26 protein-coding genes are annotated in these 24,327 nt (G+C 61.4%); 14 read left to right on the plus strand and 12 right to left on the minus strand.

Annotation, left to right across the window (positions count from 1 at the left end; translation table 11 throughout):
• Positions 1-340: 340 nt before the first annotated feature.
• Together RYM47_RS02645 and RYM47_RS02650 are read right to left on the minus strand one after the other, a co-directional pair.
• The gene (locus tag RYM47_RS02645) at positions 341-742 is read right to left on the minus strand and encodes a cupin domain-containing protein (RefSeq protein ID WP_315385897.1); all 402 of its coding nucleotides are present in this window, start codon (positions 740-742) and stop codon (positions 341-343) included.
• A 477-nt stretch (positions 743-1,219) separates the two neighbouring features.
• Positions 1,220-1,654 carry a hypothetical protein gene (locus tag RYM47_RS02650; protein ID WP_315385899.1) on the minus strand — a complete coding sequence of 145 codons (435 nt, stop codon included), beginning with the start codon at positions 1,652-1,654 and terminating at the stop codon, positions 1,220-1,222.
• Between the two features lie 159 nt (positions 1,655-1,813).
• Between RYM47_RS02650 and RYM47_RS02655 the strand changes: the two genes are divergently transcribed.
• Positions 1,814-2,476 (plus strand): YoaK family protein, encoded by a 663-nt coding sequence (locus RYM47_RS02655; RefSeq protein WP_311183961.1) that lies wholly within the window; start codon positions 1,814-1,816, stop codon positions 2,474-2,476.
• Between the two features lie 108 nt (positions 2,477-2,584).
• The gene (locus RYM47_RS02660) at positions 2,585-3,040 is read left to right on the plus strand and encodes a hypothetical protein (protein ID WP_315385900.1); all 456 of its coding nucleotides are present in this window, start codon (positions 2,585-2,587) and stop codon (positions 3,038-3,040) included.
• A 72-nt stretch (positions 3,041-3,112) separates the two neighbouring features.
• On the opposite strand, the gene RYM47_RS02665 is transcribed toward RYM47_RS02660, so the two are convergent.
• Complete coding sequence (locus tag RYM47_RS02665; protein WP_315385902.1) at positions 3,113-3,280, minus strand: hypothetical protein; 168 nt, start codon at positions 3,278-3,280, stop codon at positions 3,113-3,115.
• Positions 3,281-4,873: 1,593 nt separating this feature from the next.
• On the opposite strand from RYM47_RS02665, the gene RYM47_RS02670 reads away from it, so the two are divergent.
• From RYM47_RS02670 to RYM47_RS02690, 5 genes are all read left to right on the plus strand, one after another.
• Complete coding sequence (locus tag RYM47_RS02670; RefSeq protein WP_311183958.1) at positions 4,874-6,649, plus strand: sensor domain-containing phosphodiesterase; 1,776 nt, start codon at positions 4,874-4,876, stop codon at positions 6,647-6,649.
• A gap of 769 nt (positions 6,650-7,418) precedes the next feature.
• Positions 7,419-7,712, plus strand: coding sequence for a hypothetical protein (locus tag RYM47_RS02675; RefSeq protein ID WP_315385904.1), 294 nt, complete (start codon positions 7,419-7,421; stop codon positions 7,710-7,712).
• 204 nt (positions 7,713-7,916) lie between these two features.
• A complete protein-coding gene (locus tag RYM47_RS02680; protein WP_315385906.1) occupies positions 7,917-9,635 on the plus strand; it encodes a diguanylate cyclase in 1,719 nt (572 codons plus the stop codon).
• A gap of 781 nt (positions 9,636-10,416) precedes the next feature.
• On the plus strand, positions 10,417-10,671 hold the full coding sequence (locus tag RYM47_RS02685) for a cyclase (RefSeq protein WP_311183954.1): 255 nt from the start codon (positions 10,417-10,419) through the stop codon (positions 10,669-10,671).
• Between the two features lie 6 nt (positions 10,672-10,677).
• Positions 10,678-10,956 carry a hypothetical protein gene (locus RYM47_RS02690; RefSeq protein WP_311183953.1) on the plus strand — a complete coding sequence of 93 codons (279 nt, stop codon included), beginning with the start codon at positions 10,678-10,680 and terminating at the stop codon, positions 10,954-10,956.
• A gap of 178 nt (positions 10,957-11,134) precedes the next feature.
• Here the strand turns inward: RYM47_RS02690 and RYM47_RS02695 are convergent, their stop codons facing one another.
• Positions 11,135-12,130: a CorA family divalent cation transporter gene (locus RYM47_RS02695; RefSeq protein WP_311183952.1), complete on the minus strand. Its 996-nt coding sequence runs from the start codon at positions 12,128-12,130 to the stop codon at positions 11,135-11,137.
• A 159-nt stretch (positions 12,131-12,289) separates the two neighbouring features.
• Here RYM47_RS02695 and RYM47_RS02700 point away from each other — a divergent pair, with 159 nt between their 5' ends.
• The 5 genes from RYM47_RS02700 to RYM47_RS02720 all read left to right on the plus strand — a co-directional run bounded on the left by RYM47_RS02700 (position 12,290) and on the right by RYM47_RS02720 (position 15,123).
• A complete protein-coding gene (locus tag RYM47_RS02700) occupies positions 12,290-12,571 on the plus strand; it encodes a hypothetical protein (RefSeq protein WP_311183951.1) in 282 nt (93 codons plus the stop codon).
• Positions 12,572-12,892: 321 nt separating this feature from the next.
• A complete protein-coding gene (locus tag RYM47_RS02705) occupies positions 12,893-13,285 on the plus strand; it encodes a hypothetical protein (RefSeq protein ID WP_311183950.1) in 393 nt (130 codons plus the stop codon).
• Between the two features lie 93 nt (positions 13,286-13,378).
• Positions 13,379-13,876, plus strand: coding sequence for a ferritin-like domain-containing protein (locus tag RYM47_RS02710; RefSeq protein ID WP_070206328.1), 498 nt, complete (start codon positions 13,379-13,381; stop codon positions 13,874-13,876).
• A 43-nt stretch (positions 13,877-13,919) separates the two neighbouring features.
• The gene (locus RYM47_RS02715; protein ID WP_311183949.1) at positions 13,920-14,558 is read left to right on the plus strand and encodes a DUF6766 family protein; all 639 of its coding nucleotides are present in this window, start codon (positions 13,920-13,922) and stop codon (positions 14,556-14,558) included.
• Position 14,559: 1 nt separating this feature from the next.
• Positions 14,560-15,123, plus strand: coding sequence for an isochorismatase family cysteine hydrolase (locus tag RYM47_RS02720; protein WP_311183948.1), 564 nt, complete (start codon positions 14,560-14,562; stop codon positions 15,121-15,123).
• 42 nt (positions 15,124-15,165) lie between these two features.
• Here the strand turns inward: RYM47_RS02720 and RYM47_RS02725 are convergent, their stop codons facing one another.
• From RYM47_RS02725 to RYM47_RS02750, 6 genes are all read right to left on the minus strand, one after another.
• Positions 15,166-15,978, minus strand: a complete 813-nt coding sequence (locus RYM47_RS02725) for an OBAP family protein (RefSeq protein ID WP_315385909.1) — start codon at positions 15,976-15,978, stop codon at positions 15,166-15,168.
• Positions 15,979-16,017: 39 nt separating this feature from the next.
• Positions 16,018-18,585: a DNA ligase D gene (ligD, locus tag RYM47_RS02730; RefSeq protein WP_311183946.1), complete on the minus strand. Its 2,568-nt coding sequence runs from the start codon at positions 18,583-18,585 to the stop codon at positions 16,018-16,020.
• A 9-nt stretch (positions 18,586-18,594) separates the two neighbouring features.
• On the minus strand, positions 18,595-18,771 hold the full coding sequence (locus RYM47_RS02735; RefSeq protein ID WP_315385910.1) for a DUF3606 domain-containing protein: 177 nt from the start codon (positions 18,769-18,771) through the stop codon (positions 18,595-18,597).
• A gap of 108 nt (positions 18,772-18,879) precedes the next feature.
• A complete protein-coding gene (locus RYM47_RS02740) occupies positions 18,880-19,383 on the minus strand; it encodes a hypothetical protein (RefSeq protein WP_315385911.1) in 504 nt (167 codons plus the stop codon).
• A gap of 41 nt (positions 19,384-19,424) precedes the next feature.
• Positions 19,425-20,327, minus strand: a complete 903-nt coding sequence (locus RYM47_RS02745) for a manganese catalase family protein (RefSeq protein WP_070206334.1) — start codon at positions 20,325-20,327, stop codon at positions 19,425-19,427.
• A gap of 54 nt (positions 20,328-20,381) precedes the next feature.
• Positions 20,382-20,891 (minus strand): DUF892 family protein, encoded by a 510-nt coding sequence (locus RYM47_RS02750; protein ID WP_311183943.1) that lies wholly within the window; start codon positions 20,889-20,891, stop codon positions 20,382-20,384.
• 206 nt (positions 20,892-21,097) lie between these two features.
• Between RYM47_RS02750 and RYM47_RS02755 the strand changes: the two genes are divergently transcribed.
• Positions 21,098-22,885: a YbhB/YbcL family Raf kinase inhibitor-like protein gene (locus RYM47_RS02755; RefSeq protein WP_311183942.1), complete on the plus strand. Its 1,788-nt coding sequence runs from the start codon at positions 21,098-21,100 to the stop codon at positions 22,883-22,885.
• 116 nt (positions 22,886-23,001) lie between these two features.
• On the opposite strand, the gene RYM47_RS02760 is transcribed toward RYM47_RS02755, so the two are convergent.
• Positions 23,002-23,436 (minus strand): BLUF domain-containing protein, encoded by a 435-nt coding sequence (locus RYM47_RS02760; protein ID WP_311183941.1) that lies wholly within the window; start codon positions 23,434-23,436, stop codon positions 23,002-23,004.
• 165 nt (positions 23,437-23,601) lie between these two features.
• Between RYM47_RS02760 and RYM47_RS02765 the strand changes: the two genes are divergently transcribed.
• Positions 23,602-23,850: a hypothetical protein gene (locus tag RYM47_RS02765; RefSeq protein WP_311183940.1), complete on the plus strand. Its 249-nt coding sequence runs from the start codon at positions 23,602-23,604 to the stop codon at positions 23,848-23,850.
• 23 nt (positions 23,851-23,873) lie between these two features.
• On the opposite strand, the gene RYM47_RS02770 is transcribed toward RYM47_RS02765, so the two are convergent.
• Complete coding sequence (locus RYM47_RS02770; RefSeq protein WP_311183939.1) at positions 23,874-24,242, minus strand: response regulator; 369 nt, start codon at positions 24,240-24,242, stop codon at positions 23,874-23,876.
• Positions 24,243-24,327: the final 85 nt, after the last annotated feature.

Below are 24,327 nucleotides of genomic sequence, written 5' to 3' on the forward strand. Positions count from 1 at the left end.
GAGATGTTTCCCACGGTCATTCGTCGCCCTCCGTCGGACTGTATGGCAGGAGGTGACGCAGCGGCGCCATCCCGTCCAGGGGCGTTACCGGGCGCTGCGATACTGAGCGAGGCGCCAGGGATTCGGTGAAGCGTTGCAAGCTTGGCTTGGGCGAGCGCTCACTGCGCAAGTCGCCCACAACGTTGCTGACGCATCTTTTCCGACGAGTGCCGTTGCATCACCGTCACTTGAACAACTCAGTAAAAATACCGTGCTGGGCCTTCCCAATCTACGAACGGCCCTACAGAAGGCGGTGTCTCTCACCGTCGAAGCGATTGCGGCATACCGACGCGTCAAGCGGCTAAGGGAGCTCAAGCCCGTCCACAAAGACGGTGCGCGCGCTCCGTCCCTCCATGGTCAAGTTGACCGTGCGACCCACAGCGCGCGTTCGGTGCACCGTGCCTGCAGGAATAGTGACGCACTGCCACGGTCCGAGTGCGAATCCAGGCCCGGAGCCCAAATCAATGTGGAGCTCGCCCTCGACGACTAAGAAGACTTCGTCGCTGTCGGGATGCAGATGCCACCGATACTCCCCATGGAAAACCGCCATCCGAATGCAGCTGTCGTTGAACTCCAGCAAGACCTGGTTTCGGTATGAGCCAGTGACCTCGTGTTGCAGGGACTGGACATCCAAGACCTGCAGCGCCCCATGACGGGGTCGTTCGGCCGCATACTCTTCAGGTGAGGGGAAGTCAGTTTTCATGAGGGTCAGCGGTGGAACCAACGCGTGGCGAAAAGGCCACGGGGTGAGTGCCCCGAACTCTAACGTGCACTCTATGTTTGTGCGGACGATAGGTTGAGCGAAAACGCGCGGCCTCCCGGATACGCAGGTGGCAGCCCCCGCTGCACTTCTGCGACCCACCTAAGCGCCTCGTGACGGTCAGCGGCGGCATTGGCTCGCTCTCGTCCACTTAAGCTGCAGGGTATCGAGCGCATGACCCGCGTCATGCTCCAACACCTGCTGGGTCACCTGCAATATCCGGGTTCCTTCCTCTTGGAGACACCCCTAAAGGGTGGCGTCTCCCCCGTCGTTGAGAGCAATTTGCTCGCGGGCGCGTGAATGGCGTGAAAAGAAATCTCGTTAAACCGTTGAAGGGTGGTCTTGGGCTGCTGCAATAAACGCCTAACGGCTTAGCCCTTACTGGCGGCAAAGCGCTGGGGCACGCGCATCGGAGACGGGTCAGCGCTGCGCTGATCGCCTCAGGTAGTCCGCGAGCAATGGATCGTTGGACTCCATGGCGAAGGCCAGCGCTTCCCCCTCCTCCAAGTCGGCCCCGAACCTCAACAGAAGCGCGGCCACGGCGATCTTGGTGTCGGTGTCCAACGCGTCTGCGGTGATCAGCCATATCAACGGAGGCTCATCCGTCTCGTCTTCGGTGTAGGGATAGGAGTTCGCGCCGATTCCTGCCTGCAAAAGCGCCTCTACGAGCTCCAAATCGCCCGATCGGCATGCATGGTGTAAGGGCGGGTAGTCCAGCGCCCGCCCCCTCTCGACAAGGGTCGACGGCAACTGATCAACCGCGGACATCATCTGCCTAAACGTTTCGCGGAACTCGGGAACGGTCATGTAAAGCTTGCCCCACCCCAGCGCAACGGCTTTCGGCAACGCATCCATCACCACATCTCCTATCCAACCCACTCAGCCCAAGACGGGCCTGTGAAGATTCTATACTCACCAGGCAGCCCAGTCGCCCCCGCACCAGGTGATGGCAAGCAGCATGCCACTGGCGCCGCCGATGAGGGCCGGTCCCATTCATTGAACAGGAGTTGTCACGTGGGCATAGAGGTGCCGCGAATCGTTTGGGTCGGAACCGGCTTGCTTGCCTTTGCAGCCGGCGTGGTCAACGCGGTCGGCTATTTGGGGTATGAACACCAGGCCTTCAGCCACATGACAGGGACCGTGACCCTTCAGAGCATTGCGCTCGAAGGTCGCAACTGGGACGCTGCTCAGCAGCTGCTCGCGGTAGTGGCCGGGTTCGTCGCCGGCTCGTTCGGTGCCGGCACGCTGCTTCGAGACCGCAGCCTTTCTGTCGCCTACGTGGCACTCCTGGTCGTGGAGGCCGCGTTCTTCGCCGTCGCGGCTGCCCTACTGGCCGGCGGCACCGGTTTCGGTGCCTGCTTTGCTGCTGCAGGCTGTGGGATGCAAAACGCCATGACCTCTTTTTACAGCGGCTCCGCCATCCGAAGCACGCATCTGACCGGATTCTTTACTGACTTTGGCCTCGTTCTTGGTCAGATCTGCCGAGGGAACCCTGCTCCCCGCCGTCGCCTAGGCATGTGGGGGCTGGTGTTGGTGGGTTTCTCAGTGGGCGGGGTGGTTGCAGCTATCGCCTTCCATCGACTGGGGTTCCTCACGTTGCTCTTTCCGTCGGTCACGGCCGCTCTGTGTGCGTTGGGGCTGTGGCTCCATCTGCATCGAGCCAAGCTGCGGCAATAGGATCGCGTCCGCGCCATCTCATCGTGGGGATGCGGGGCCCCTGCGCTTGAATGCACCGCAGTGAGGTGACACATTGCCCGGTGTGGCAGGCGATCAGGGCAGGAGCTCATGGACCTTCAAACGCGGCTGGATTTGTTGGCGGACCTCAGCATGGCGGCCCAGGGATTTCGCCCCTCCCCCGGGCGATTGCTTCGGCTGACTTCGCTGGGATTGATGTGGCTTCACCCGTCCAAGCCCCCTGTCACCGGCATGACAGAGGAAGGCAAAGCATCTTTCCTCTCCTTGCTTTGCGAGGGGTCAGGAATCGATCCGGTTTCCTTGTTGGCTCCAGCACACCGTTTTCACCCGTCCGTTGAGCAGTTCAATGCTGGGACGTCGTTCCTGGATACGTTGGAGGCGGAGGCCCGCTCGGGGACGAAGGTGACCCCGACCGTGGACAATGCACTGTTCGCACTGTGGCTCTGCCGCCGTCTGCCCCCACAGCCGCCGCCGTTGGCGGACTCGGCCGTCGATAAACCTTCGGACGTGCAAGACACGGACCCAGCGACCGGCTGCGGCACCTAGACCAAAGCTCGGCATCTAAAACGAGAGAGCCCGACCTCAGGCCGGGCTCTTCTGGCGCTTCGGAAGCAAGCCTCACTCCGCCTCTTCGTCCTCCCTGCCCCCCAGGTCACGGACGCTCTCGGAGTCCTCCTCCCGGCTCTCCTGTCCTTGGGATTGGCGCCGCTCGTCACTGTCCCGTTGGTTCTTCTTGTCCTGCTCATCCTGATCAGGATTGGTGTTCGGCTGATTCTGGTTGCCCATGGCTGTCTCCGATAGTCGGCATCACCGTGAGGCCGATGAGCAACAGTAGGCCGTTGTAGGTAACGAATCCGTTGCGAAACCCGCTGCATTGGGAGACACCATCGCTACTTAGCTAAATGCTTCAGGGCACGGGTGCGTGGGACGGCGCCTAGGCGTCGCAACGGCAGCGGAGAAATAGCCCTACTACATCGGAGCGACTGCACTAAAAGGGGTCGCCGAGCCATAAAATCAATGAGTAGCTGCCCATCGTTCCAACCGTGCCACTGTGCCCAACCACAAGGGCCAAGCCCCTATCAAAAAGATCTTCGCGGAGAACCGGCTACCGCGGGCATTTCTGCAACGACGCTAAGGGGTCGGTGCCTGCGCCATCGCTGTCCGCACTCAGGTATCGATCGCCGGTCCCGGTGCCTCTAACTGTGACCGGGACAAGTCCCGTGGCCACCTCCACGTAGAACGCCCACTCGCCCCGCTCAATGCCCGCCATGGCCGCGTCGGCGGACAATGACCACCAGCGCCCGTCCGGATGAAAACCCCCGATCATTCCGGCACGCGCAGACGTCGTGTCAGGGGATAAGGTGACGCAACTGACGATCCGCTTGCTTGCCATAGCGACTCCCAAGGCTCTTAGCGAATCTACACCCCAGGCATTGGTCAGCAAGATGCCCTTCTGAAGGATTCATGTTTGAACGCCCCCAGCGCCGAGGGAGGGGCAATTGAGCTACTTCTTCGCCACGTCTTCGAGCGTGACCCCGTCTCGCGGGATCGTGCTCATGGTGAACACGTAGCCCTCCTTGGTCAGAAAGTCCCTCATTCGCAGCTCAGCACTGCGCGGTGAGGCCAACCGCTCCGGCGCGTAAAGGCCGTAAACGCAGGCACTGCTGCCCAAAACATCGCGCCTCACAGCGCAGCGGCTGGTTTGCGTCGCGTAAGACCAGGCCTCTTTAAGCTTGCCAGGCGCAATCGACTGACCGCTACGAAGACGAAAGCTCAACCACCGTTTTCCGATTTGTTCCGACTGAACCACTTGCTCTGCTCCTGCCTCTCTCCTCAGGTTACGCCCGAACCCACGCGGAAGGAAACTTGAACAGGCGGCGATGGCGGTTGATCGCCGGCGGGTGCCGCACGCAGGCAACGTGGGTCCATAAAAAAACCGGTCACGACGATGCCCCAATCGGGGGCGTCGACTCAACCATGGAAGAACACTAGTGTTCCGTCAGCTATGGCGAGTCCCGGCATCGCAAGTGACTGCATCACTTAGGATTGCCCGAAGTTGGCGGACCTCGGGGTCGCTCTACTATGCCACGTCGGCGCGCAGGATGTTCACCTGGAGCGGCGCTGTTCAAGCTGGAGGGGCGCGGGTATTTCATGCCGATTGAGCTTGGAGGCCGAACTCTCCTCGGATGCTTCGGCAAAGAGAGCGGGTTAAGCCGTCGGCACTAGCGAAAGGCGCTGAACGCTTCAGGAGTGGATCGGGCCTCCCCTGTAGATGCTGCTGCGGCAGCCGATACCGATGACACGCCTTCTGGTTAGGGCGTAATCTGATCCTGTCCCAGAACGCGTTAGCCCATGCCTCCTACTGGAACCGAAGAACGATTGACCGCCCTAAGCAACCTGCAGGCGTTGGACGAAGCTGCGGGCGTGTCCTTGGATAGGTTGACAGAACTGACTGCCTACACGTTTGAAGCCCCGGTCGCCTTCGTCTCAATGATTGAGGTCGACAAGCAAAAGTTGATTTCTCGCCTCGGCCTACCGATGGCGGAGACCCATATCCGCGAATCGATCTGCTCTCACACCATCGGCTCCGATCAAGTCCAGGTCGTCCCTGACCTGCGCGAGGACCCGCGGTTTCGGGACAACCCCTTGGTCATCAAACCGCCCCATCTGCGCTTCTATGCGGGTGCGCCATTGATGGCCCAAAACGGAATTGCCATTGGCGCGCTTTGTGTCATGGACACGGTGCCCCGAGAGTTCTCTGACGCTGATCGACGGCAGTTGGAGACGCTCGGCCAAAGCGTGATGCATCAACTTGAGCTCCGAGCATTGTCGGGCCGGCGCGAGCCGGTCAGCGGGCTGCCGAACCGGCACCAGTTCGCCATCGACTATGCAAGCCTTGCACGGCGCGAGCCTGGCAAGCGCATGTATGCCGTCTTGGTGGACATCTTGGACATTCCCCGCGCAAACGAGGCCGGACAAGTTCTTGGCATGCCTCCGCTGGAAGCGCTGATAAGACGTGCCGGCGTGCGCCTGAAACTGGGCCTAGACGGGATAGCGGACGTTTACCACGTGGGCGTCACACGGTTCGCCTTCCTGGTCGACCTGCCAGGGCCTGAGGATCTCGAATCGTTGCTCACCGAGATCCAGAAGCGGATGATCCGGCCCCTGATGGCGGGCGCCGTCCCGATGGCACCCATGTTCCACGCAGGCGCGTGCGCCGTCGACCTGGGGGTGGACGAGGCCCAGGATGTCATCCGAAAGATTCTTATCGGCTTGCATTCGGCCATTTCCTCCCAAGGCCTTGTCTGTTGGTATTCGGAAACAAGAGACGAAAGTTTGCGCCGTGGCTACCGCTTGGCCGCCGACGCCGAACGCAGCTTGCGCCAGCAGGACTTCCACCTCGTCTACCAGCCCCGGTTTCAACTTTCCGACTTGAGCCCCCGGTCCGCAGAGGTCCTGATTCGGTGGAACCATCCTCAACTGGGACCGGTGAGCCCCGCCGAGTTCATTCCAGTCTTCGAGCGCACCGCCCTCATCGGCAGCGTCACCGCTTGGGTCCTGGCCAACGCGCTTGAACAGCTTGCGATTTGGAAGCGAAGCGGCATCGAGCTGTGCCTTTCGATCAACCTCTCGGTGAAGGATCTGGCGAAGGCAGGGGCCGCTGCCCAGATTCTGGCGATGATTGAAGGCAAAGGCCTTGCGCCGGCTGATGTGGAGGTGGAGATCACTGAAGGCGAATGGCTAAGAGCGAGTTCGCTGCCGGGTGAGCAAATCTCGGAACTGGCTGCCGCTGGCGTTCGAGTAGCGATTGACGATTTTGGCAGCGGTTATAGCAACTTTGGCTACCTCACCGAACTGCCGATCCATACCCTCAAGCTCGACAAATCGTTGATAGACAACATTGTCGAAGACGAGCGGGCCTTCCTGAAAGCCCAAGCCATCGTGCGCCTCGCCCAGGATCTGGGGTATGTGACCGTTGCCGAGGGAGCGGAAACCCTTGAACAAGTAGGCCGCTTGAAAGCATTGGGGTGCGACGAGATTCAGGGGTATGCGCTCGCTCGGCCCATGCGCCCGGAGCACCTGAGCGCCGCTTTAACTAAAGCGAGTGAGGTGTTTCCTTGGCGAGGCGACGCCGGCGAGACTACGAGCGGTTAGTGCAAAGGCCGACGAGCACCGCTCCAAGATTGCGGCCCTGCCAAGGCGAGGGATCGCTGCCCACCATCGGGGAATCGTCCCTGAAGCCGCGCACGCTTGGCTGGCTCCTCAGGGACGATTCTGATGGGCCACCGCAGCACAAGCCAGGCATCGGCAAAGTTCCCTCCTGCGCGCGGGTCTTTGAAAACCTAACGAATAAGCGCAGGATCGAGTCGCAACCCACTGAGTCATTCTAGGCTTCCAACCGCCGTAGGGGCGAAGAGCCGTGGGCGGTGAAACGGTGCAAGAGCGCGTGGGCGACTACGGCTGGATACAAGAATGGACGCCGAGGCGTCCATTCGTGCATTCCACCATTGCCTCAGCACAGCGCGACCACCACTAAGCGCCGCTAATCCGCCGTTGAATCACTACGGGGCGTAGCACAACAACATTCACTGACAAGAGCATGCAAATAGCTGGCAACCCCCTGCCGCCCTTCGCGCTCATCATGGAACCTTAAGTTCGGTTCATTCAAACGTCAACCCCGTGATGGGGAACCACGGCGTTGAGTTCCGTGCGACCCGCTCCTTATTGACCTAGAAAGGGCAACGTTTTGATCGGTGGCCCCGAACGAAGCAAGCGTATTACCGTCAGCGCGGCTGCCTCAGCCCCCGTTTTTTGGCGACGATGCTGCAGGCGATGACGCGGTGGTCAAAGGCCAAGGACAGAAGGCAGGCTCTCAGCCGTTACCCGCTGCTACCATAGAAACAACAACACTTGGTTAAGGACGATGGATCTTTCAAACCTGCATCTTATCCAGGAGCGTATTCGCGGCATCGAAGGACAGCTCGAGATCACCTTGGCACACTTGAAGGCGCTGGAGGTCTCGTTGCGACTCTCCATTGCCACCCACACCGATCCCACGAGCCTACTCGCGGCGCTGGACATCTACGAGGAAGGGACAGACGGTCAAGGACCGGTGGGCCTAGGTGAATACTCGGACGGCTACAGGCGTGCTTTTAGCGAGGGAATCGCAAGCGTTCGGAAAGAAATCTTGCTTTTTCAAGAGAGGCGGGCGGATTGAGGACCGATCGACGCGCAGGCTTTTGGGTCGAAGTTCTAATGATTGAGGCGTGGAAGGGCTCACGTGGGTTGCCAACGCGCCAATCCGGGGTCCCCTTCGCCGGGGATAGGTCACGGAGACGGGCCGGAGGTGAGTGTTGAGCCTGAATGGTCCATACGCGTCGTTCACTTCGCTGCGCCATGGAGGATCGTAAGCTTCGGCTCGGTGAGCACTGATCCCATGAGGACCAAAGCGATGATCGAGGCGGACCGCCTTTCCACGCTCAATGCCCTGCGAATCCTGGACTCCGATCCGGAGCCGTTCTTTGATGCACTGACCCAAGCGGCGCGAACGATGACGGGGATGCCCATCGCTCTCATCTCGTTGGTCGACGGGGACAGGCAATGGTTTAAGTCGCAAACGGGACTGTCGGGGGTGCAGGAAACCCCGAGGGCCATCTCTTTTTGCACGTGGGCGGTCCAGTCCGACGTGCTGTTCGAGGTCGAGGACGCCGTCGAGGACCCCCGGTTCGCGAACAACCCCTCGGTCGTGGGACCGCCGTTCGTCCGGCACTACGTTGGCGCCCCCATTAGCGCGAAAGGCGAGAGCGTAGGGACACTGTGCCTACTCAGCCCTGAGCCGGGAACGATCTCCCAAGCGCACGCAGAAGCGCTGACTTGCTTGGCCCAAGCCGCTGCGGTGGGTATGCAGCAGCGGGCCAGGTTGCTCGAACGGGTCGCGGAGTCCCATGCCCTGCACCGTCGGCTTCAACGAAGCCAGTTCTTCTTGGAGCGCACCAATTCGCTGGCGAAGGTGGGAGGCTGGGAGCTTTCTCTGGCGACCAATGCGCTGAAATGGACCAAGGAGACTCACCTTATTCACGGCGTAGCAGAAGATGCGAAACCTTCTTTCGACGCGGCGGTGGCGTTTTACTCAACCGAAGCCCGCCAACGCTTGGAGTCGGCTTTGACCGAATGCACGCGGCTTGGGACCCCGATGGATTTGATCCTGCCCTCCAGCAAGGCCACGGGAGAGCGCATCTGGGTGCATGTCGTGGGTCAGCGGGAGGATACGGAAGGCGGTGGACGCTTGATAGGAGCCATCCAAGACGTTACCGAGCAGCGGACTGCGCTGGAAGCCCTGGGGCGCAGTGAGGCACGTTACCGGCGGTTGTTCCAGCACAGCCTGGGCCTCATCTGCACGCACTCGCTCGACGGGACCATCACCTCGGTCAATCCTGCCGCGTCGCACTCGCTGGGCATGCCCGAAGGCGCGTTGATTGGCCGACGCCTCGTAGAGGTGATCCCGAAAGAAAAACGTGCCTCGTTTGAGGACTACCTCAAGCGCATCGCGGAGAACGCCAGCGACTCGGGGACAATGGAACTGGTGGCACACGACGGTTCTCGCAGGGTCTGGGCTTATCACAACGTGCTGGACACCGAGGCCGATCCGCCCTACGTGCTCGGACATGCCCAAGACATCACCACGCAGCACATCCAGGAAAAGCAACTTCATGACTTGGCAACCCGTGACCCACTCACGCGCGCCTTCAACCGCCGCTACCTAAGTGAATTAGCCACCCAGCAGCTCGACGGCTGGGGATGCTTGGTGTTCGATTTGGACCACTTCAAAGAGGTCAATGACACCCAAGGGCACGCGCGCGGCGACAAAGTCCTGGTGGACTTCGTCGCGTTTCTCTCTGATCCACTAGAGGGCGAAGAGGCAGTGGTCCGCCTCGGGGGCGATGAGTTCCTGGTGTTCGTGCCAGGCGCAACGATGCGCCGTCTCCAAGTATTGGAGCAGGTCTACCAAGAACGTGCTGGCGAAGCTCCGATCTGCTTCTCGGGCGGTTGCGCGATCGGGCGGCCCTTGGAATCGGTGGCAGACACCATCAACAGGGCAGACATGAAGCTCTACGACCGCAGGAAACGACAGAGAAGTTAGGCACCAGCGGCTTCCCCTGACATCACGCGAGCCACCCTTCAGCGCTGCTTGGGAGCACGTCAGCCCGCCCAGGTGCGACCGGCGTCGGATACCAGCCTCGGCTGCCAGTCACTTGGGCAACCATGGCACTCCTAGAACTGCTCTGCGGCCTTCAAGTCCTCCGGCGTTCCTTGTGCCGGGCGAACGCCTGGATGGCTGGAGCATCGCTCAAAACATCCTGAGCGACCCGCTCAGCGGCTTCAAGGGACGACTGGCAAGACGGATAATCTTTTCGAGCGGGTTGCACGGGAGGCAACCCGTGGACTTCTACTGCGAGCAGTCGCCATTGAGAACCATTGGCCCTCCAAAGGTCAGCAGTATACGTTGCCCCATCAACGGACAGCGTTACGCTGTGAAACGAGTCTGGAGCATCTGCAACCGCCACCTTTCTGCCTCTCTGAACTGGTAAAGCTGTCACCGCCGGCTGCACCGGCTGGAGGCCAGTCTGCACCGCGTGCCGCCTCCCTTCAATACCCATGGCGTGAAGGCGATGACGTTGTGTCTGGAGCCAACCCGCTTCCTACCGTCGCTTCGCCACAAAACCATGGCCCTAGCCCGCGAAGAACAACGGGTCCCTTGTCGTCGACGTTCACATCGCTCGAGTGGGCGGCTCCCGATCATGTTAAACATGGCGATAGGATGTCTGGAACCGCCGGAGCAGCTCGCTCCTGCAACCGGCGGTGCGCCGACCACCCGGGGCCGCCCTTGGCATCGAACTAGTTGCCTAACTAAGGAAAACAACATGGAAAAGCGGGTCTGCTTTGACTTCGAGATCGATTTCAGCAACGGCGGGGGCATCCAAGGCCAAGGCTTCCGCTTGGACATTCCCGGGGACGACATCACTGACGATGCGCTGGCCGATTACATCGTGCGCGACATGCGGCTACTGATGGTGGGTGAGGTTCGCATTCTCAACAAGCAAATTATTGAGGAGCCGCACAAGCGCCGGACAGGCGACCAAGTCGAGCCGACGGTTTCCGACCAAAGGGTGGGATGAACGGTCATGCATCCTGATGTTCTTGGCTGGGCCGCAACCGTCGTGCTCATCGCCACGCTGGTCCGGCAGATGATCAAACAGTGGCAGTCGCCCCACCCCGAAACCGTCTCCAAGTGGCTGTTTGTCGGTCAGATGACCGCGTCAACCTTGTTCACGATCTACAGTGCGCTCTTGGGTTCGACCGTGTTTGTCGTGACCAATGCCCTGCTGCTGCTCACGGCGGTCATAGGCCAAGTCTTGGCTTGGCGTCGACGGCAGCGAACCGGTCCCGTGCCGCCAGGATGAGCCCGATAGTAGCTTGCTTCCTCTGGCGGCGAAGGCAGGGGACCGGCGACGTTGCGTGCCATCGACTCAAGGCCCGACCCCCTCGCGTGACGTCCAGCGCTGTCTAGGCGCTCCCATCTCCATTCCGACCCCAGGGAGCGTGAGGGCCGAGGTCGCCCATATTTCCTACGGAGTATTACTACAACCACCCTCGTCTGCGGCCAACAACAATGGACATGAGCCCAAGCCCTACCATCGCCGCCACTGCGATCCAGAAGCCCTCGGTTTTCAGGCTAAAGAAGTTCGCGTCGAAGTTCATGCCCAAGGCGCCGGCGATGACCGCCAACAGACCTGTTACAACAGTAACAAAGGTCAGCAGCTTCATGCGCTCGTTCGTTTGGAGTTCGGTCTGGGTGCTGAAGAGCTGGAAACTGCCCACAACCAGCTCCCGGGCGTTTTCCACCACGTCCAACGCTCGTTCGTAGCGGTCGTCCAGCTCGCTTAGATGCCGGGCCACTTCTTCGGCCCCGTCGGGCACGAAGTCCGGCCGGGAGAGCCCGTCGAAGACCACCCGATGCGGTGCAAGCATCCGCCGCAAGCGCGAGGCGGCACCCCGAAGCGCGCACAGCTGAGGCAACGCCGACCGGCCCGGCGGCTTATCGGACAAGATGCGGCTCTCCAGGCGCTCGATCTCGACCTCAAACAGCGCTACTGCGGAAAAATAGGTCGAAAGGTGCCAATCCAGCAGGGCAGCCACGAAACTCGCTTCGCCTAGGCAACCGATGTCGCAAACGGTCTCCGGCTCACGGACTCGCATGTCCGCCAAGAAATCAATGTCGTCCACGTGGTGCGTTACGACAAAGTTATCCCCCGCGACGATAGTCAGGACCGCGCCCTTAAAGTTCAGGTTCTGACCGGGCAGCACCGCAACCACCCGAGCCATGAAATGGTTAGCAAACTTCTCAAGCTTAGGGTTGGTCGAGATTGGACCTGTCGGCAACGCCCCATGCTCCAAACCCAAGGCCTGCCAGACCCGCTCCACGTCCGCGTCGCTGGTCCCGCAGAGATCGACCCACAGCAACTCGTCGTCGTTGGGCGCGGTATTCGGCAACTCTCCAATATCCAGCGCACAGCTGCCCTCTTCCTGATAAAGAGTAATGGTGACACCCGTGGTGCACGTTAGAGGCATGTCCATAGCGCCATACTGCGGCGGTAAACTTGGACCCAGCGTGAAGATGGGTTTAGGATAGTCCTGAGGATCCAGTCGACCGTGCGGCCTCTGATTAGGTCGTGATTTTATCCCCGTGTGAGCTTTTCAGCGCCATTTCTCTTGTTGGGACGACAGGAGTTCGACATGCCGAATATCGGTTCCTTTTATTTATTTGAGGTGGATTGCAACGGCCTGACGGCTTCCGGACCGGAAGCGGTCAAGGTGCACTGGTTGTATGCTCAATGCACCCACTGCGGCCAGAACTTCATGGGCACCTGTCCGCCCACTCTGGTGAACCTCCCCGACGGCGGCACCGTGGTCGAGTGTCCCAACTGCGCTTCCCGGCAGGCTGTTGCCGGGCAAACGTTCGTTGACTTCATGGATAGGTTCCCCACTGGGTTCAGCGGGCCCATTCCCGCGCCCTGACGGCCCTACCTTGGGGGCTGGCTGTGAGCCGTTCGCAGCCCTCTGACCTTCCGAAGGTCCCGCCCATTACCGGCCTCTGACGCGCCTACAATCGGCGAGAGGCCCTGCGCGTCCATATCACTAGCGTTTGCGAGCGAACTGAACGCGGCATTTGCGCTGTGGTCTTTGCTAGGGACCGGAGCCGCCCCAGGGAGGTGCCAACACTGGCAAAGGCCGATCGGGCCTTCCGGACGGCGGTGCCGCCCACGCTCGGGACGGCTTCTTGAGATCCCGATCACGCGTTGAGGCTTAGGGTCCAGAGAACCCATTCGTAACGCTCCCATGTCTTCCATCCACGCCTATCCCGCAGTCCACGGCAACCTTCTAGTGCTCGAAGATGACTTGGACTTGGCTCCGCTTCTCAAAGAAGTCCTCGTCATGGCTGGCTATGATGTGCACCTCGTGCGAACCGTAAGGGATGCAAAGGTCCGCATCGGGAGAGGTGCCCTGGCTGCCGCAGTGCTCGACTGGGGGATTTTCGGAGGGAATGCAAAGGAGGTCGCAGACGAGCTGCGCACAGCAAGGGTGCCCTACGTCTTTGCCTCCGCTTCCAATCCTTCAGAGCTCCCCGCTGACCACCGTTGGGCGCCCTTCTTCTCCAAACCCTACCCCATCACCTCCCTCATCAACGCAGTGGAGGAAAGCCGCTTGAGTGGCGTCCCGATTCCCGGGTGACGACGCACTTCCACCTGAGCACAAGCCTTCACGCTTCTTGCTCCAAGGCAGGCGCATGGTAGGTATCCGATCCCCTGAACGAAGGTGCCTTGCATGGCAATCAAGACCGCAGAAGAACTGTTTGTGCACGAGCTGTCGGATATCTACAGCGCCGAGAAGCAGCTGACCAAGGCCCTTCCCCGCCTGGCCCGCGCCGCAGAGAACCCGGACTTGGCCGCTGCGTTTGAAACGCATTTGGAAGAGACCCAGGGCCAGATCGAACGCATCGATCAGGTGGTGGAGGTGCTCGGCATTCGCCTCAAGCGCATCAAGTGCGCCGCCATGGAAGGCCTGGTTGAAGAAGGCAAGGAAGTCATTGAAGAAATCGAAAAGGGCCCGGTGCGCGACGCCGCCCTCATTGGTGGTGCCCAGAAGGTCGAGCACTACGAAATCGCGTCCTACGGCACGATTGCCGCCTTGGCCAAGCAGCTGGGCTACAAGGACGCCCTGCCCTACCTGCTGGAGACGCTGGAAGAAGAAAAGGCCACGGACGAGAAGCTCACCTTGCTCGCTGAGCAAGGAGGCAACCAGAGCGCGGCCAAGTCGAAGTAAGTTCTGGCGGGCCTTCGGGCCCGTCTTTTCTAGGAGCGGAAAGATGTGGCGTCGAAACGGTCTATCGTTGGTGCTCTTTGGCCTGATGGCCGTGTTCCTAGCGGCCCAGGCCCTGACCGGGTGGCACGTTTACAACGAGGAACTTAACCAGCATGGGGTCGCCTCCATCGGGCTGTGGAGCTACTTGTCGTCGGGCCACTTCATCAGCGCCACGTTTGAGAACTGGGAAAGCGAGTTCCTCCAAATGGGGATGTATGTGCTGCTGACCGTCCGCCTCCGCCAGCAGGGCTCTGCCGAGTCCAGGCCACTGGACCCTGAGGAAGAGGAGACCCGTATCGAACCCGGCCCCACCCCTCTTCCCGTGCTCAAGGGCGGGCTCTGGAAAGCCCTTTACAGCCACTCCTTGGCAATCGCGTTCTTCGCCCTCTTCTTCGTTTCTTTTTCGCTTCATGCGGTGGGCAGCTGGGAGGCCAAATCGGCCGAGGATCGGCTGAGCGGGCTCCTGCCTCCCACCTTCACCGAGCACCTTTTCAGCAGCGACTTCTGGTTCGAGTCGATGCAGAACTGGCAGAGCGAGTTCTTGGCCGTCCTTGCCCTGGTGATCCTGTCGATCTTCCTGCGCCAAAAGGATTCGCCCCAGTCCAAAGCGTTGGAGGCCCCTCACTCTCAGACCGGGGATTGAGATGGCCCGCCCCGCCCTTCTCATCATCGACCTCTTCTCACGCTTCGACTTCCCAGACGGACCACAACTGGCCCCCCTAGCGCTCCAAGCGGCGCGGAAGGTCCGACGGATTCGGGAGGCCTTTGACGAAAAAGACTGGCCGGTGATCTACGCTAACGACAATTTTGGCGACTGGAAGTGCGGCTTCCACCAGCTCGCCGAGGTTTGCCGACATGAAGATGGCGCGCCCGGTCAGATCGCCAAACTGCTGTTCTCAGGCCCGGATCACTACACCGTCCTGAAGCCCAAGCACTCCGCCTTCCTCGCCACACCATTGGCCGTCCTCCTCGCGAAGCTCGACGTGGGCCAGCTGGTCCTCGTTGGCATGGCGCTCGACTCGTGTGTGCTCGCCACCGCATTGGATGCAAACTCGCGCGAGTTGCCATCCGTCGTCGTCTCGGACGCCACCGCGTCCCTGCCCCACCGACGATCGGCCGCCCTCAACGTCCTCCGCCACACCGGGGGAGTCACCGTGCACTCCACACGTCAGGTAATGGCGAGCATTGCGGCCAATCAGCCGTTTTAGCCCAACTGGATGTCTTCTCGGGCAGAGCCAGAGAAAGCACCGCTATTGCTTTGTGTCCGACCCTTTGGATGTCGCGTTTTGGTCCGGGACCACCACCTCAATGGCTTTCCTCTCCCGGCCGTGAAGATGGCCACCAGCCGGATCCTCGATCTGGATCACCGTCCCCTTTTGCCAAGCATCTGCGCCTGGAGCAATTGCGGGCGCCGCAATCTCGGCACGTTGTTTGCGCTTCTCGTCGCTACTTACGCCGAGCCGGCTATCTCGAGCGGCCACCATGGCAGGATCCGCCTGACCATCGGCCGTGAAGCCCATCATCAACTGCGGCATGCCTCGCGGTAGGTCCTTGTCCAAGTCCGTGTGCCACGTGTGCCACGTCTTTCCATAGGTCCGGATGAGCTTCTCCATGAGTTCCTGCTCGGCAACCTCAGGGATACCCGGCGCGATCAGCTGCCCGGATTTCACTTCCTGGACGTGGCTGTGCCAGAGCGCTTTTTCCTGCTCGGGTAGGCCGGCAAACAACGCTTCACTGATGATGTATTCGACACCCATCAGCTTGGCGTCCTTTACGTTGCCGTCGTAGATCGTGCATTGAATGACATCTTCGTTGAGGATGGAGCAGTAGTGATGGGCCTCCATCTGGACGCTCATTTGGCCATTGTAGAAATGGAAGCCATCCAGGTAGGCGTTGATGGCGTCGATCGGCGGTCGGTCCTGCAGGATGGCAGCCCCAGCGTCCAAGGCCTTGGTTTTTGCCGTCTCCTCGGCGCCAGGGGCGCGCACACTGGATTCGGTGTTGCCGCCACCACAGGCTGAAAGAGCAAGCGCTGCGGTAGCACAGAGGATGGTTCGTCGCATATTGGTGTCTCCATAAATCTGCAGATGCGCCGCGGTGGATCAATCTTCCTGTGCCCACCGGGCAAGGTTTTGCTGGATCGTGTTGATGTCCGCCCAAGGGTCCTTGCGGCGACGCCTCAACCGCGCTGGCACGTCCTTCATGGTGAAGGCATCTGCACGGTTCAACTTGGCAAGCTCGCTCCAGGCGAGCGGCAGGGCCACCGGAGCACCTGGCCGGCCGCGCAGGGAATAAGAAGCGACCGCCGTCGCCCCCCGCCCGTTTCGAAGGTAGTCCACAAAGATGCGCTTGTTCCGCAGGCTCTTGGTTGAGGTCGCCAGGAACCGAGTCGGCTCAGATTGGGCCAGCGCCTCTGCAAACCCTTTGGCGAAGCGCTTGGTCAGGTCCCAGTCGCACCCGGGGTTCAACGGCACCACCACATGCAGTCCTTTGCCGCCGGAGACGCGCAGGAACGACTCCAGTTCCAGCTGCGCAAGGAGCTTGCGAATGTCCACCGCTGCCTTCTTGACCTCGGAGAACGGAACCTCTGGGCCCGGGTCGAGATCGAAGACGACCCGATCGGCCCGATCCGGCGCCTCTGCGTGGCTGCCCCACGGGTGGAACTCCAGCGCGTTGAACTGCACCAGCTCCAGCAGGCTGGGCGCGTCCCTCACGACCAGGTAGTGCGCGTTGATGCCACTGTCCTCCTTGAGCCGAACCGAGTCCACGAGCTCCAGTCCTGCGGTGTGGTGCTTCTGAAAGAAACACGGTTTCCTGGTTCCACTGGGGCAACGGATGATAGACAACGGTCGGCCGATGATTTCGGGCAGCAGGTGGTCCATGACTGCTGTGTAGTAGTCCCAGACATCCTGCTTGGTGGCCTTGATGTCCGGGAATATCACCTTGGTGGGGCTGGAGAGCTTAGTAGCGTGCGGGGGCTCGCCGGCCGTTGCCGCTGCTGGCCGCCGGGCGCTCTTGCTCGCTTTGCCAGCCGCGTTTGATTTCGTCCCTTTCCCAGCGTCTGTGCTCCCCCCAGCCCTGTCCGAGTCCATCAAGTCGGCCACGTCTTTATCGCGCCTCACCGCCTTGAGGGAGGGCTGACGGAGGAGTTGCTGCCCCCCGACGCCGCGGTAGAACACCTCCACCACGAACCGGGGCGCGAACCAGGTCGCCGACCGGAGGTCCGTCTCCTGCGTGGGCACGTGGGCCGTGGGGGTCTTCCCACCCGCTCGCCCGATAAGTTGGGTCAGATCTTTGATAAGGACATCGGAAAATCCAGAGCCCACGCGGCCCACGTAGAGCCACCCATGCTTTGGGTCGGGCTTGGCCAGCAGGAGAGAACCGAAGCCCGTGCGGCTGCCTTTGGGCGCCGTGTAACCGACTACAGCGAACTCGTCGCTGGCCAGCTGCTTGGTCTTCTTCCAGTCCTCGCTTCGGCCTCCGTGATAGGCCCGATCTGCCCGCTTGGAAATGATGCCTTCAAAATGGCGCTGGCCTGCTAGCTGATACGCCGATTCGCCGTCGCCCTCGATGTGGGAACTGTAGGCCAAGTGACCGGTAGATCCTTCCAATAGCGCCTGCAGGAGGGCCTTGCGGTCCAGCAAGGGCGCATTGGCGATGTCGACCCCATCGATGTGGAGCAAATCGAACATCGCATAGGCCAGGGTGCCTTGCCGCTCCCCGGACAAGGTGGCCTGAAGGAGGTTGAAGTCTTCCTTTGTGCCGCTGCCGGCGATGAGCTCGCCGTCCAGCGCCCCCGACTTCAATCCTAAAGCGGCCACGGCGTCACGGATTTCAGGAATCTTGTCCGTCCACTCCAAGGCGTTGCGGGACCATAAGCGCACCTCGCCGTCGTTGATCGTTGCGAGGATGCGGTAGCCATCCCATTTGATCTCATGCACCCACTGCTCCCCCTTCGGGGGCGCGTCGCCGAGCTTGGCCAGTTGAGGCTCGAACGGCCCATCGGGAGGCTCTGCTACCACTGCACCAGGCAACGCCAACGCCTTCTTCGCCCAGTCCTTTTTGCGGGGTCGCTTGGCCGGAACAGCGGTCAGCTTCTTTTTGTCGCTCTTGCCCGCCCCCGCTCGCTTGAGATCTTCGGCAGGTGCGGCTGTCACATCGGCCAGGAGATCGTCTGCCTCCAGATCGCCTGCAAATGCATCGTCCTCCTTGAACAACAGCCACTGCGGCTGGCGTGCGGGCTTGCCGGAGCGGACCAAATGCCAGCCGCCTTTGAGCTTGGTGCCGAAGAGCTCAAAGCGCAGGTGCCCTTTTGCGAGCTGGGCTTCCGGGTCGCCGTTCGTGGCCCAGACGCCGTGATCGAACTGCGCCACGTGACCGCCTCCGTATTCGCCCTTGGGAATCTCGCCCTCAAAGGAAGCGTAGTCCACGGGGTGATCCTCGACCTCCACGGCCATCCGCTTGACCTTGGGATCGTAGCTGGGCCCCTTGGGGACGGCCCAACTCTTGAGGGCGTCGCCCACCTGCAGCCGGAAGTCGTAATGGCGTCGGCTGGCGTGGTGGAGCTGGACGACAAAAATGGCCCGCTGCCCGGCTGGCAACGCCTTGCCGGGCTCCGGTTCCTTGGTCTGATCAAAGCGGCGCTTGCGGCGGTATTCGACCAAGGACATGGCGGCGGCCTACTTGCCCAAGTGTTGCCGAACCGCGGCGGCCGTCGGCCCCACTGCCTTAACGGCTTCACGCAGCTCGTCCGCTGAGACACCCAGGGCCTTGGTCCAGTATTGAAGTTCGTAGTCTTCGTTGACGTTGATGCGGTCGCGGTCCGGGCCGCCGGTCTTGCTCTTGTCGTCTGTCATGCTGGAATCCTCTTGTAGTGATTGGAACCGCAGAAGAGCACGGATACTCGTTCCAAAGGCCGTTCTAGGACAGCGCGCGTTGCCGCGCTGTGAACCAGCCGGCGTCCATCAGGGAAGGCGGCTCGCCAAAAGCGCGGCGCGAAACTCTGCAACCCACGGCATGAGGACCAGGGGAACGGGCGGCAAGATGAGCGCTGCCCAGACCGATATCGGTTTGCTGTCCCACGTCAGTGCCCATGTCGGGTCAGCGGTGAAAGCGGTAAAGGCGGCAAAACCCCAGGGTGCGATGTCCAGGACGCTGTGAACGTGTTGCTCAACGGGCGCCACGTGCCGGGTCGCATCGGCAACCTTCGTGTCTGCAAAGGCCGCTGTCGCATGAAGGACCGCCAGTCCACCCAATAGTGCGGCGACCGCCCATGAACTCTCAAACACCGCCCACACCAGCACCCCTATCCCCACGAAGAATATTTGGACGCCGTGCAGCGCGCTCTCCCTGACCCCGGAGGTCTGAGGGAGTGCGGCGCGGCGGTGGATGATAAAATCCGCCAAACCAAAGCCCAGCCACCCTAGGTAGGCAGCGTATGCGACGCCTTGGCTCGACGGGGTCCACATGGGGTCCGCCTACCCGGCCGACTCGTTGTAGTCGACCATGCTCATGGCTCCCTAGCTGGACTCTTCGTTGCTCCGGCGCCTTCCCCGGTGGCCAGTTCCGCGCCAGTGAGCGGATCTTCCTCGGGATCCGAAAGCGTGCGCAAGCTGACTGCCTCCAGCGCAAGTTTTTCCCGCTCAGAGAGGCCCACAGAACAATCGCCGTCGCCGCCATCCAACGCTGCCTGGGCGTCGCGATCGCTGACTTGCTCCCACAGATCACCGCTGTTCCAGCTGCCGGCGGCGTCGCCTTCTCCCTGAGACATGTCCATGTAGAGATCAGTGAACGCGGGGTCGCCGGGCATCTTTCCGGGCGGGAAGTTGGGGCGAATGCTGTAAAGCGCCTTTTCGAACGACTTCTGGTGCGCGATCTCACGCGTCATCAGGAAGCGCAATGCATCCTTGATACCGGGATCGTCGGTGACGTTGATGAGGCGTTCGTAGACAATCTTGGCACGGGCCTCGGCGGCGATGTTCGATCGCAGATCCGCAGTGGGCTCGCCAATGGAGTCGATGTAGGCTGCGTTCCACGGCACGCCGCTTGAGTTCACAAGTGCGGGGCCGCCCCCGTAGAGGATCTGCTGCGTGTGACTGGTGCTGTTCCCGCCCAGGTTGCGCATGTCTTCCACCTCAGCCATGCCCTCGGACTGAACAGCCTTGGGCCCCTGGTTGAGCATGGCAATGATGGTGCCGATGATTTCCAGGTGGCTGATCTCTTCGGTGGCGATGTCAAAGAGAAGGTCCTTTCTTCCCGGATCGGTTTCGCCCAGCGCTTGGGTGAAGTAGCGCATCGCGGCGGCTAATTCGCCTTGGGGGCCGCCGAACTGTTCCAACATGAGGGTCGCAAGGGCGGGGTCAGAGCGCTCGACCCGGACGGTATACATCAGCTTCTTGTGGTGCAAAAACATGGGGTAGTCCTCTAGCGATGGCTGGGACGTGGCTTGCGCGCATGCGCAGGCCGATTACTTCTTGGCTTCGACGCCGGGCGTGGCGTCGCGAACCATGAACTCCTCAGTGATTTCCGGAAGGTGTGCGGCCAACCAATCGGCCATGGCTTCTTCCTGCACGAGGATCTGCTCGCAGACCCGGACCGTTTCGGAGTCGCCGGCCGTTTTTGCGGCGGCGATGAGCGCAGTGTAGGAGGCGATTTCGAAGTGTTCGAAGACATACCCCGCCATCGCGCCCTTGACGATCTCGTCGGAGGCGGTCATTCCACCAACGGCTTGGCCGAACGCTGACATCTTGCCCATCACGTCTTTGATCGTGGAGGGAGAGCTGCCCAAGCGCCTGATGCAGCCTTCCAGCAACTCGCGCTGACCGATGGTTTCTTGAATATGTTCTTCAATGCGGGCCTTGAGCACCGGGTAGTGTTCGATCCGAGAGGCTTGGCCCTTGAGCATCGTTTCCGCCTGTTGCTCCATTGCATGCGCGTCGCGCAGCCAGTCCAGGAGGTTCTCTTTAAGTTCGGCCATGGCAAATCTCGTAGGTGGATGGAACTTCAACCTAACGCTGCTCCCATGTGTGTGGGGCGAGGTCACCGTGAAGGCAAAGCGAGGGCGAGCAGTGCAAAAGGGTTAGGGCAGGAATCCAACCTGGTTGAGCCAGCAGCGCCCATAACGCGGCGCATGCATCCTGTTCTCGAGGTGTTGATCGTCCCAGGCGGAAGCTGAATGCCCCGATGCGCCTGGACCTGACAATGAATCGATCTGCGCTACTGCTGCTTCTTCTCTCCTCCCCCGCAGTGTTCGCCCAGCAGGGCGATGGCACCGACGTGCAGGCTGGCGTCCATACCTTCAAGCCGGCCAAGGTGGACGCCACGCCCAACCGGATGCAGGCCTTGAAGGTTCCAAACGGGTTTCAGGTTCGCCCCTTAGCCCAAGGCCTCCAGAATCCCCGCATCATTGCCGTTGCTCCCGACGGGCGTATTTACGTGTCACGCAGAGACCAAGGGGATGTCTTGCTTCTCGAGGACCAGAACGAGGATGGCACGCTCGATTCAGAGCCCAAGGTCGTTTTCACTCGGCCGGGCGCTCACGGCTTGGCCGTCGCCAATGGCATGTTGTATGTGGCCACGGTGAATGATGTCTACCGCGCCCCTATCCGTCCGGACGGCACGCTGGGGCCGGAGGAGCGCATCATCAGTGACCTGCCCGACGGGGGTCAGCACCCCAATCGGACCTTGGCGTTTGGACCGGACGGGATGCTTTACATCAGCGTCGGGTCATCCTGTAACGCCTGCAATGAGACCAATCCGGAGCACGCCACCCTCCTCCGCTCTTCCCCAGACGGAAAGTCCCGCTCCATCTTCGCCAGTGGGCTGCGCAACACCATTGGCTTTGCTTGGGACCCGAAGACTGGGGAGCTGTGGGGGATGGACCACGGCATCGACTACTTGGGCGACAACGAGCAGCCCGAAGAACTCAACCGGATCCAAAAGGGGAAGCAATACGGATGGCCCCACATCTGGGGCAAAGGCGGGGAGAACCCCCAAAGCACGCCGCCGGGGCAGATCAGCAAGAAGCAATGGGCGGCGATGAGCGAGCCCATGGTGCTGGGCTACACCGCCCACGCGGCCCCGATGCAACTCGTGTTTTACAACGGCGGTCAGTTCCCCGCCGCGTATCGCGACGACGCGTTCGTGACAATGCGAGGGTCTTGGAACCGCAAACCGGCTTCGGGCTACGAGGTCGTGCGGGTTCGCTTCGAAAACGGAAAACCGGTGGGATTTGAGCCGTTCCTGACCGGGTTCCTGGTCGACGGCGGGAAGGCCCACATCGCACGCCCTGTCGGGTTGGCCATGACCAAGGGCGGTGCGTTGCTGGTGGGTGACGATGCCAATGGGGTCATCTATCGCGTGAGCTACGGCGCAGCACCGTCAACCACTGTTGCGCCCAAGACCGTTCCCGCAGACGTCTTAGCAGCCCAGGTCCAAGCGGGCTCGGGCGTTCCCTTGGCGTTGCAACGGGTGGGGAACGTCGGAAAGACGGACGTGCGGTCGTCGGGCTTCGTCTCGGGCCAACCGCTGCCCCCTCGCTTCAGCGCCTATCACGACGATGCCTCTCCGCCGCTGTCCTGGGCCTCGGCGCCGAACGCCAAGTCGTATGTGCTGATCATGGAAGACCCGGACGCCGCGGACCCCAAACCGTTCGTGCATTGGGTGGCTTACAACATCCCAGCGACCGCCAACGGACTTCCCGAAGGCCTTCCCGCGGACCCACGCCTCCTGAAGCCTGCAGGCATGCTGCAAGGGAAAAATAGCCGCGGCTCGATTGGTTACTTTGGGCCTAAGCCCCCCGTCGGCGATCCGCCGCATCACTATCACTTCCAGCTGCTGGCCCTGGATGCGCTGCTGGATCTGAAGCCCGGGGCGAGCAGAGACGAAGTGCTTGAAGCGGCCAAGGGCCATGTAATCGGCGGAGGCGAGGCCATCGGCACCTACCAACAGACGACGCCCCCCCTTAAATGACGCTCGCTACATTCGGCGCCGCTCGCAACACACGGGGAGCGGCGCCGGTGTGTAGGCATCTTTTCAAATCGGGGCGGTGCCTAAGGCGACGATTCGTCCGGCGGTGGCTTCAGCGGCTAAGCCACCGCCCCGGCGATGTAAGGCTGAACGTAACGATGCAGGTGCTCCATGGCCGTGACTGGGTCGTTCTGCCGCGCGTCGGAGCGAACGAACCCCGTCCAGTCGGCTTTCACCATCGTTAGCACGTGGCTGGGGTCGGCCAGCAGCCACCGCATGCTCCAATACGGCACCAGGCGCCGCCCCACGGGGCCCCGCGCGAGCTCCATGACATTGGAGTGCAGCAACGAGCTCTGGATCCGTTGATATGCGACCGAGACGCCATCCTCAGGCCCTTCGAAGTATTGAAGATAGCGTTGGCCGTCGAAGAACAAGATCCCCGTTACGCCTGCTTGGACATTGAACGCCGCTGCCCGCTCCACCATGGATTCCACCTCGGCTCGCTCCCAAGGCTGGTCGGCTTCACTGACGTAAGCGATGGCGCGCAGGGGCATGTTGGACTCCAGGTAAAGCGACAGCCCCACCCTACCTGCCTATTAAGAAACGTCCGGTGATGGAGGGTGCGGCGTGAAGGCCCCGTGCAGCCCCTTCATGACTACGCTAACGCCCCAATCATCCGGGTTCCCTCATGCTGCGGATACTGAGACAGGGGGCAGCGCATGAACACCATTGGATTATTTAGCATCGAGCGGTTCGAGGCCGTCTTCAATGCCGCCGGCGGCGTGGATCGTGTGACAGGGGTCACGCTGAACTGCGGCCGCTGCGACAGGGCGTCCACTTCAGACGACCATGCGTTGGTCCATCTGCCCGGAGGCACCTTGGTCCGCTGCGAACATTGCGGCACGCACCAAGCCGTCAGCAACGCAAAGATTGCGGAGTGGGATCGACAGTCCACCCTCGAAGCCTAGGAAGGATCAGCGGTGACGCCCCGCTAGAGCGATTGCGCCAAGCGATCCAGCATCTGACCGATGTCGCGCAGCCTGAACGGCTTTTCCAAGAGGTAGCCGCCTTGGAAACGCTCCGGCAAGTTGTTCGCACCAAAGCCGGTGGTGAAAACGAAGGGGATGCCTCGGGCGATCAGCGCGTCAGCAACCGGAAAAGAATCCTGGCCATTGAGGTTGACGTCCAGCACTGCTACGTCGAACCCGCCTGCTGCGGCCTTGCTCAACGCGTCTTCCAAGCGTTCGGCGCGTTCCGTCACGCTGTGGCCCAACTGGGTGATCGTCTGCTCGACCACGTCCATCAACGTCGGCTCATCCTCCACCAGGAAGACATGGAGCTTTTTGTTAGGGAGCAGCATGGTGGATCTCCACTGAGGCGTGAGGTCGGGGGCAACGCCGGAGTCTGACCCATACAGCCTAGTGTAAGGACTGGGTGAAGGAAGC

Source organism: uncultured Stenotrophomonas sp., assembly GCF_963519125.1.
GTDB lineage: Bacteria > Pseudomonadota > Gammaproteobacteria > Xanthomonadales > Xanthomonadaceae > Stenotrophomonas.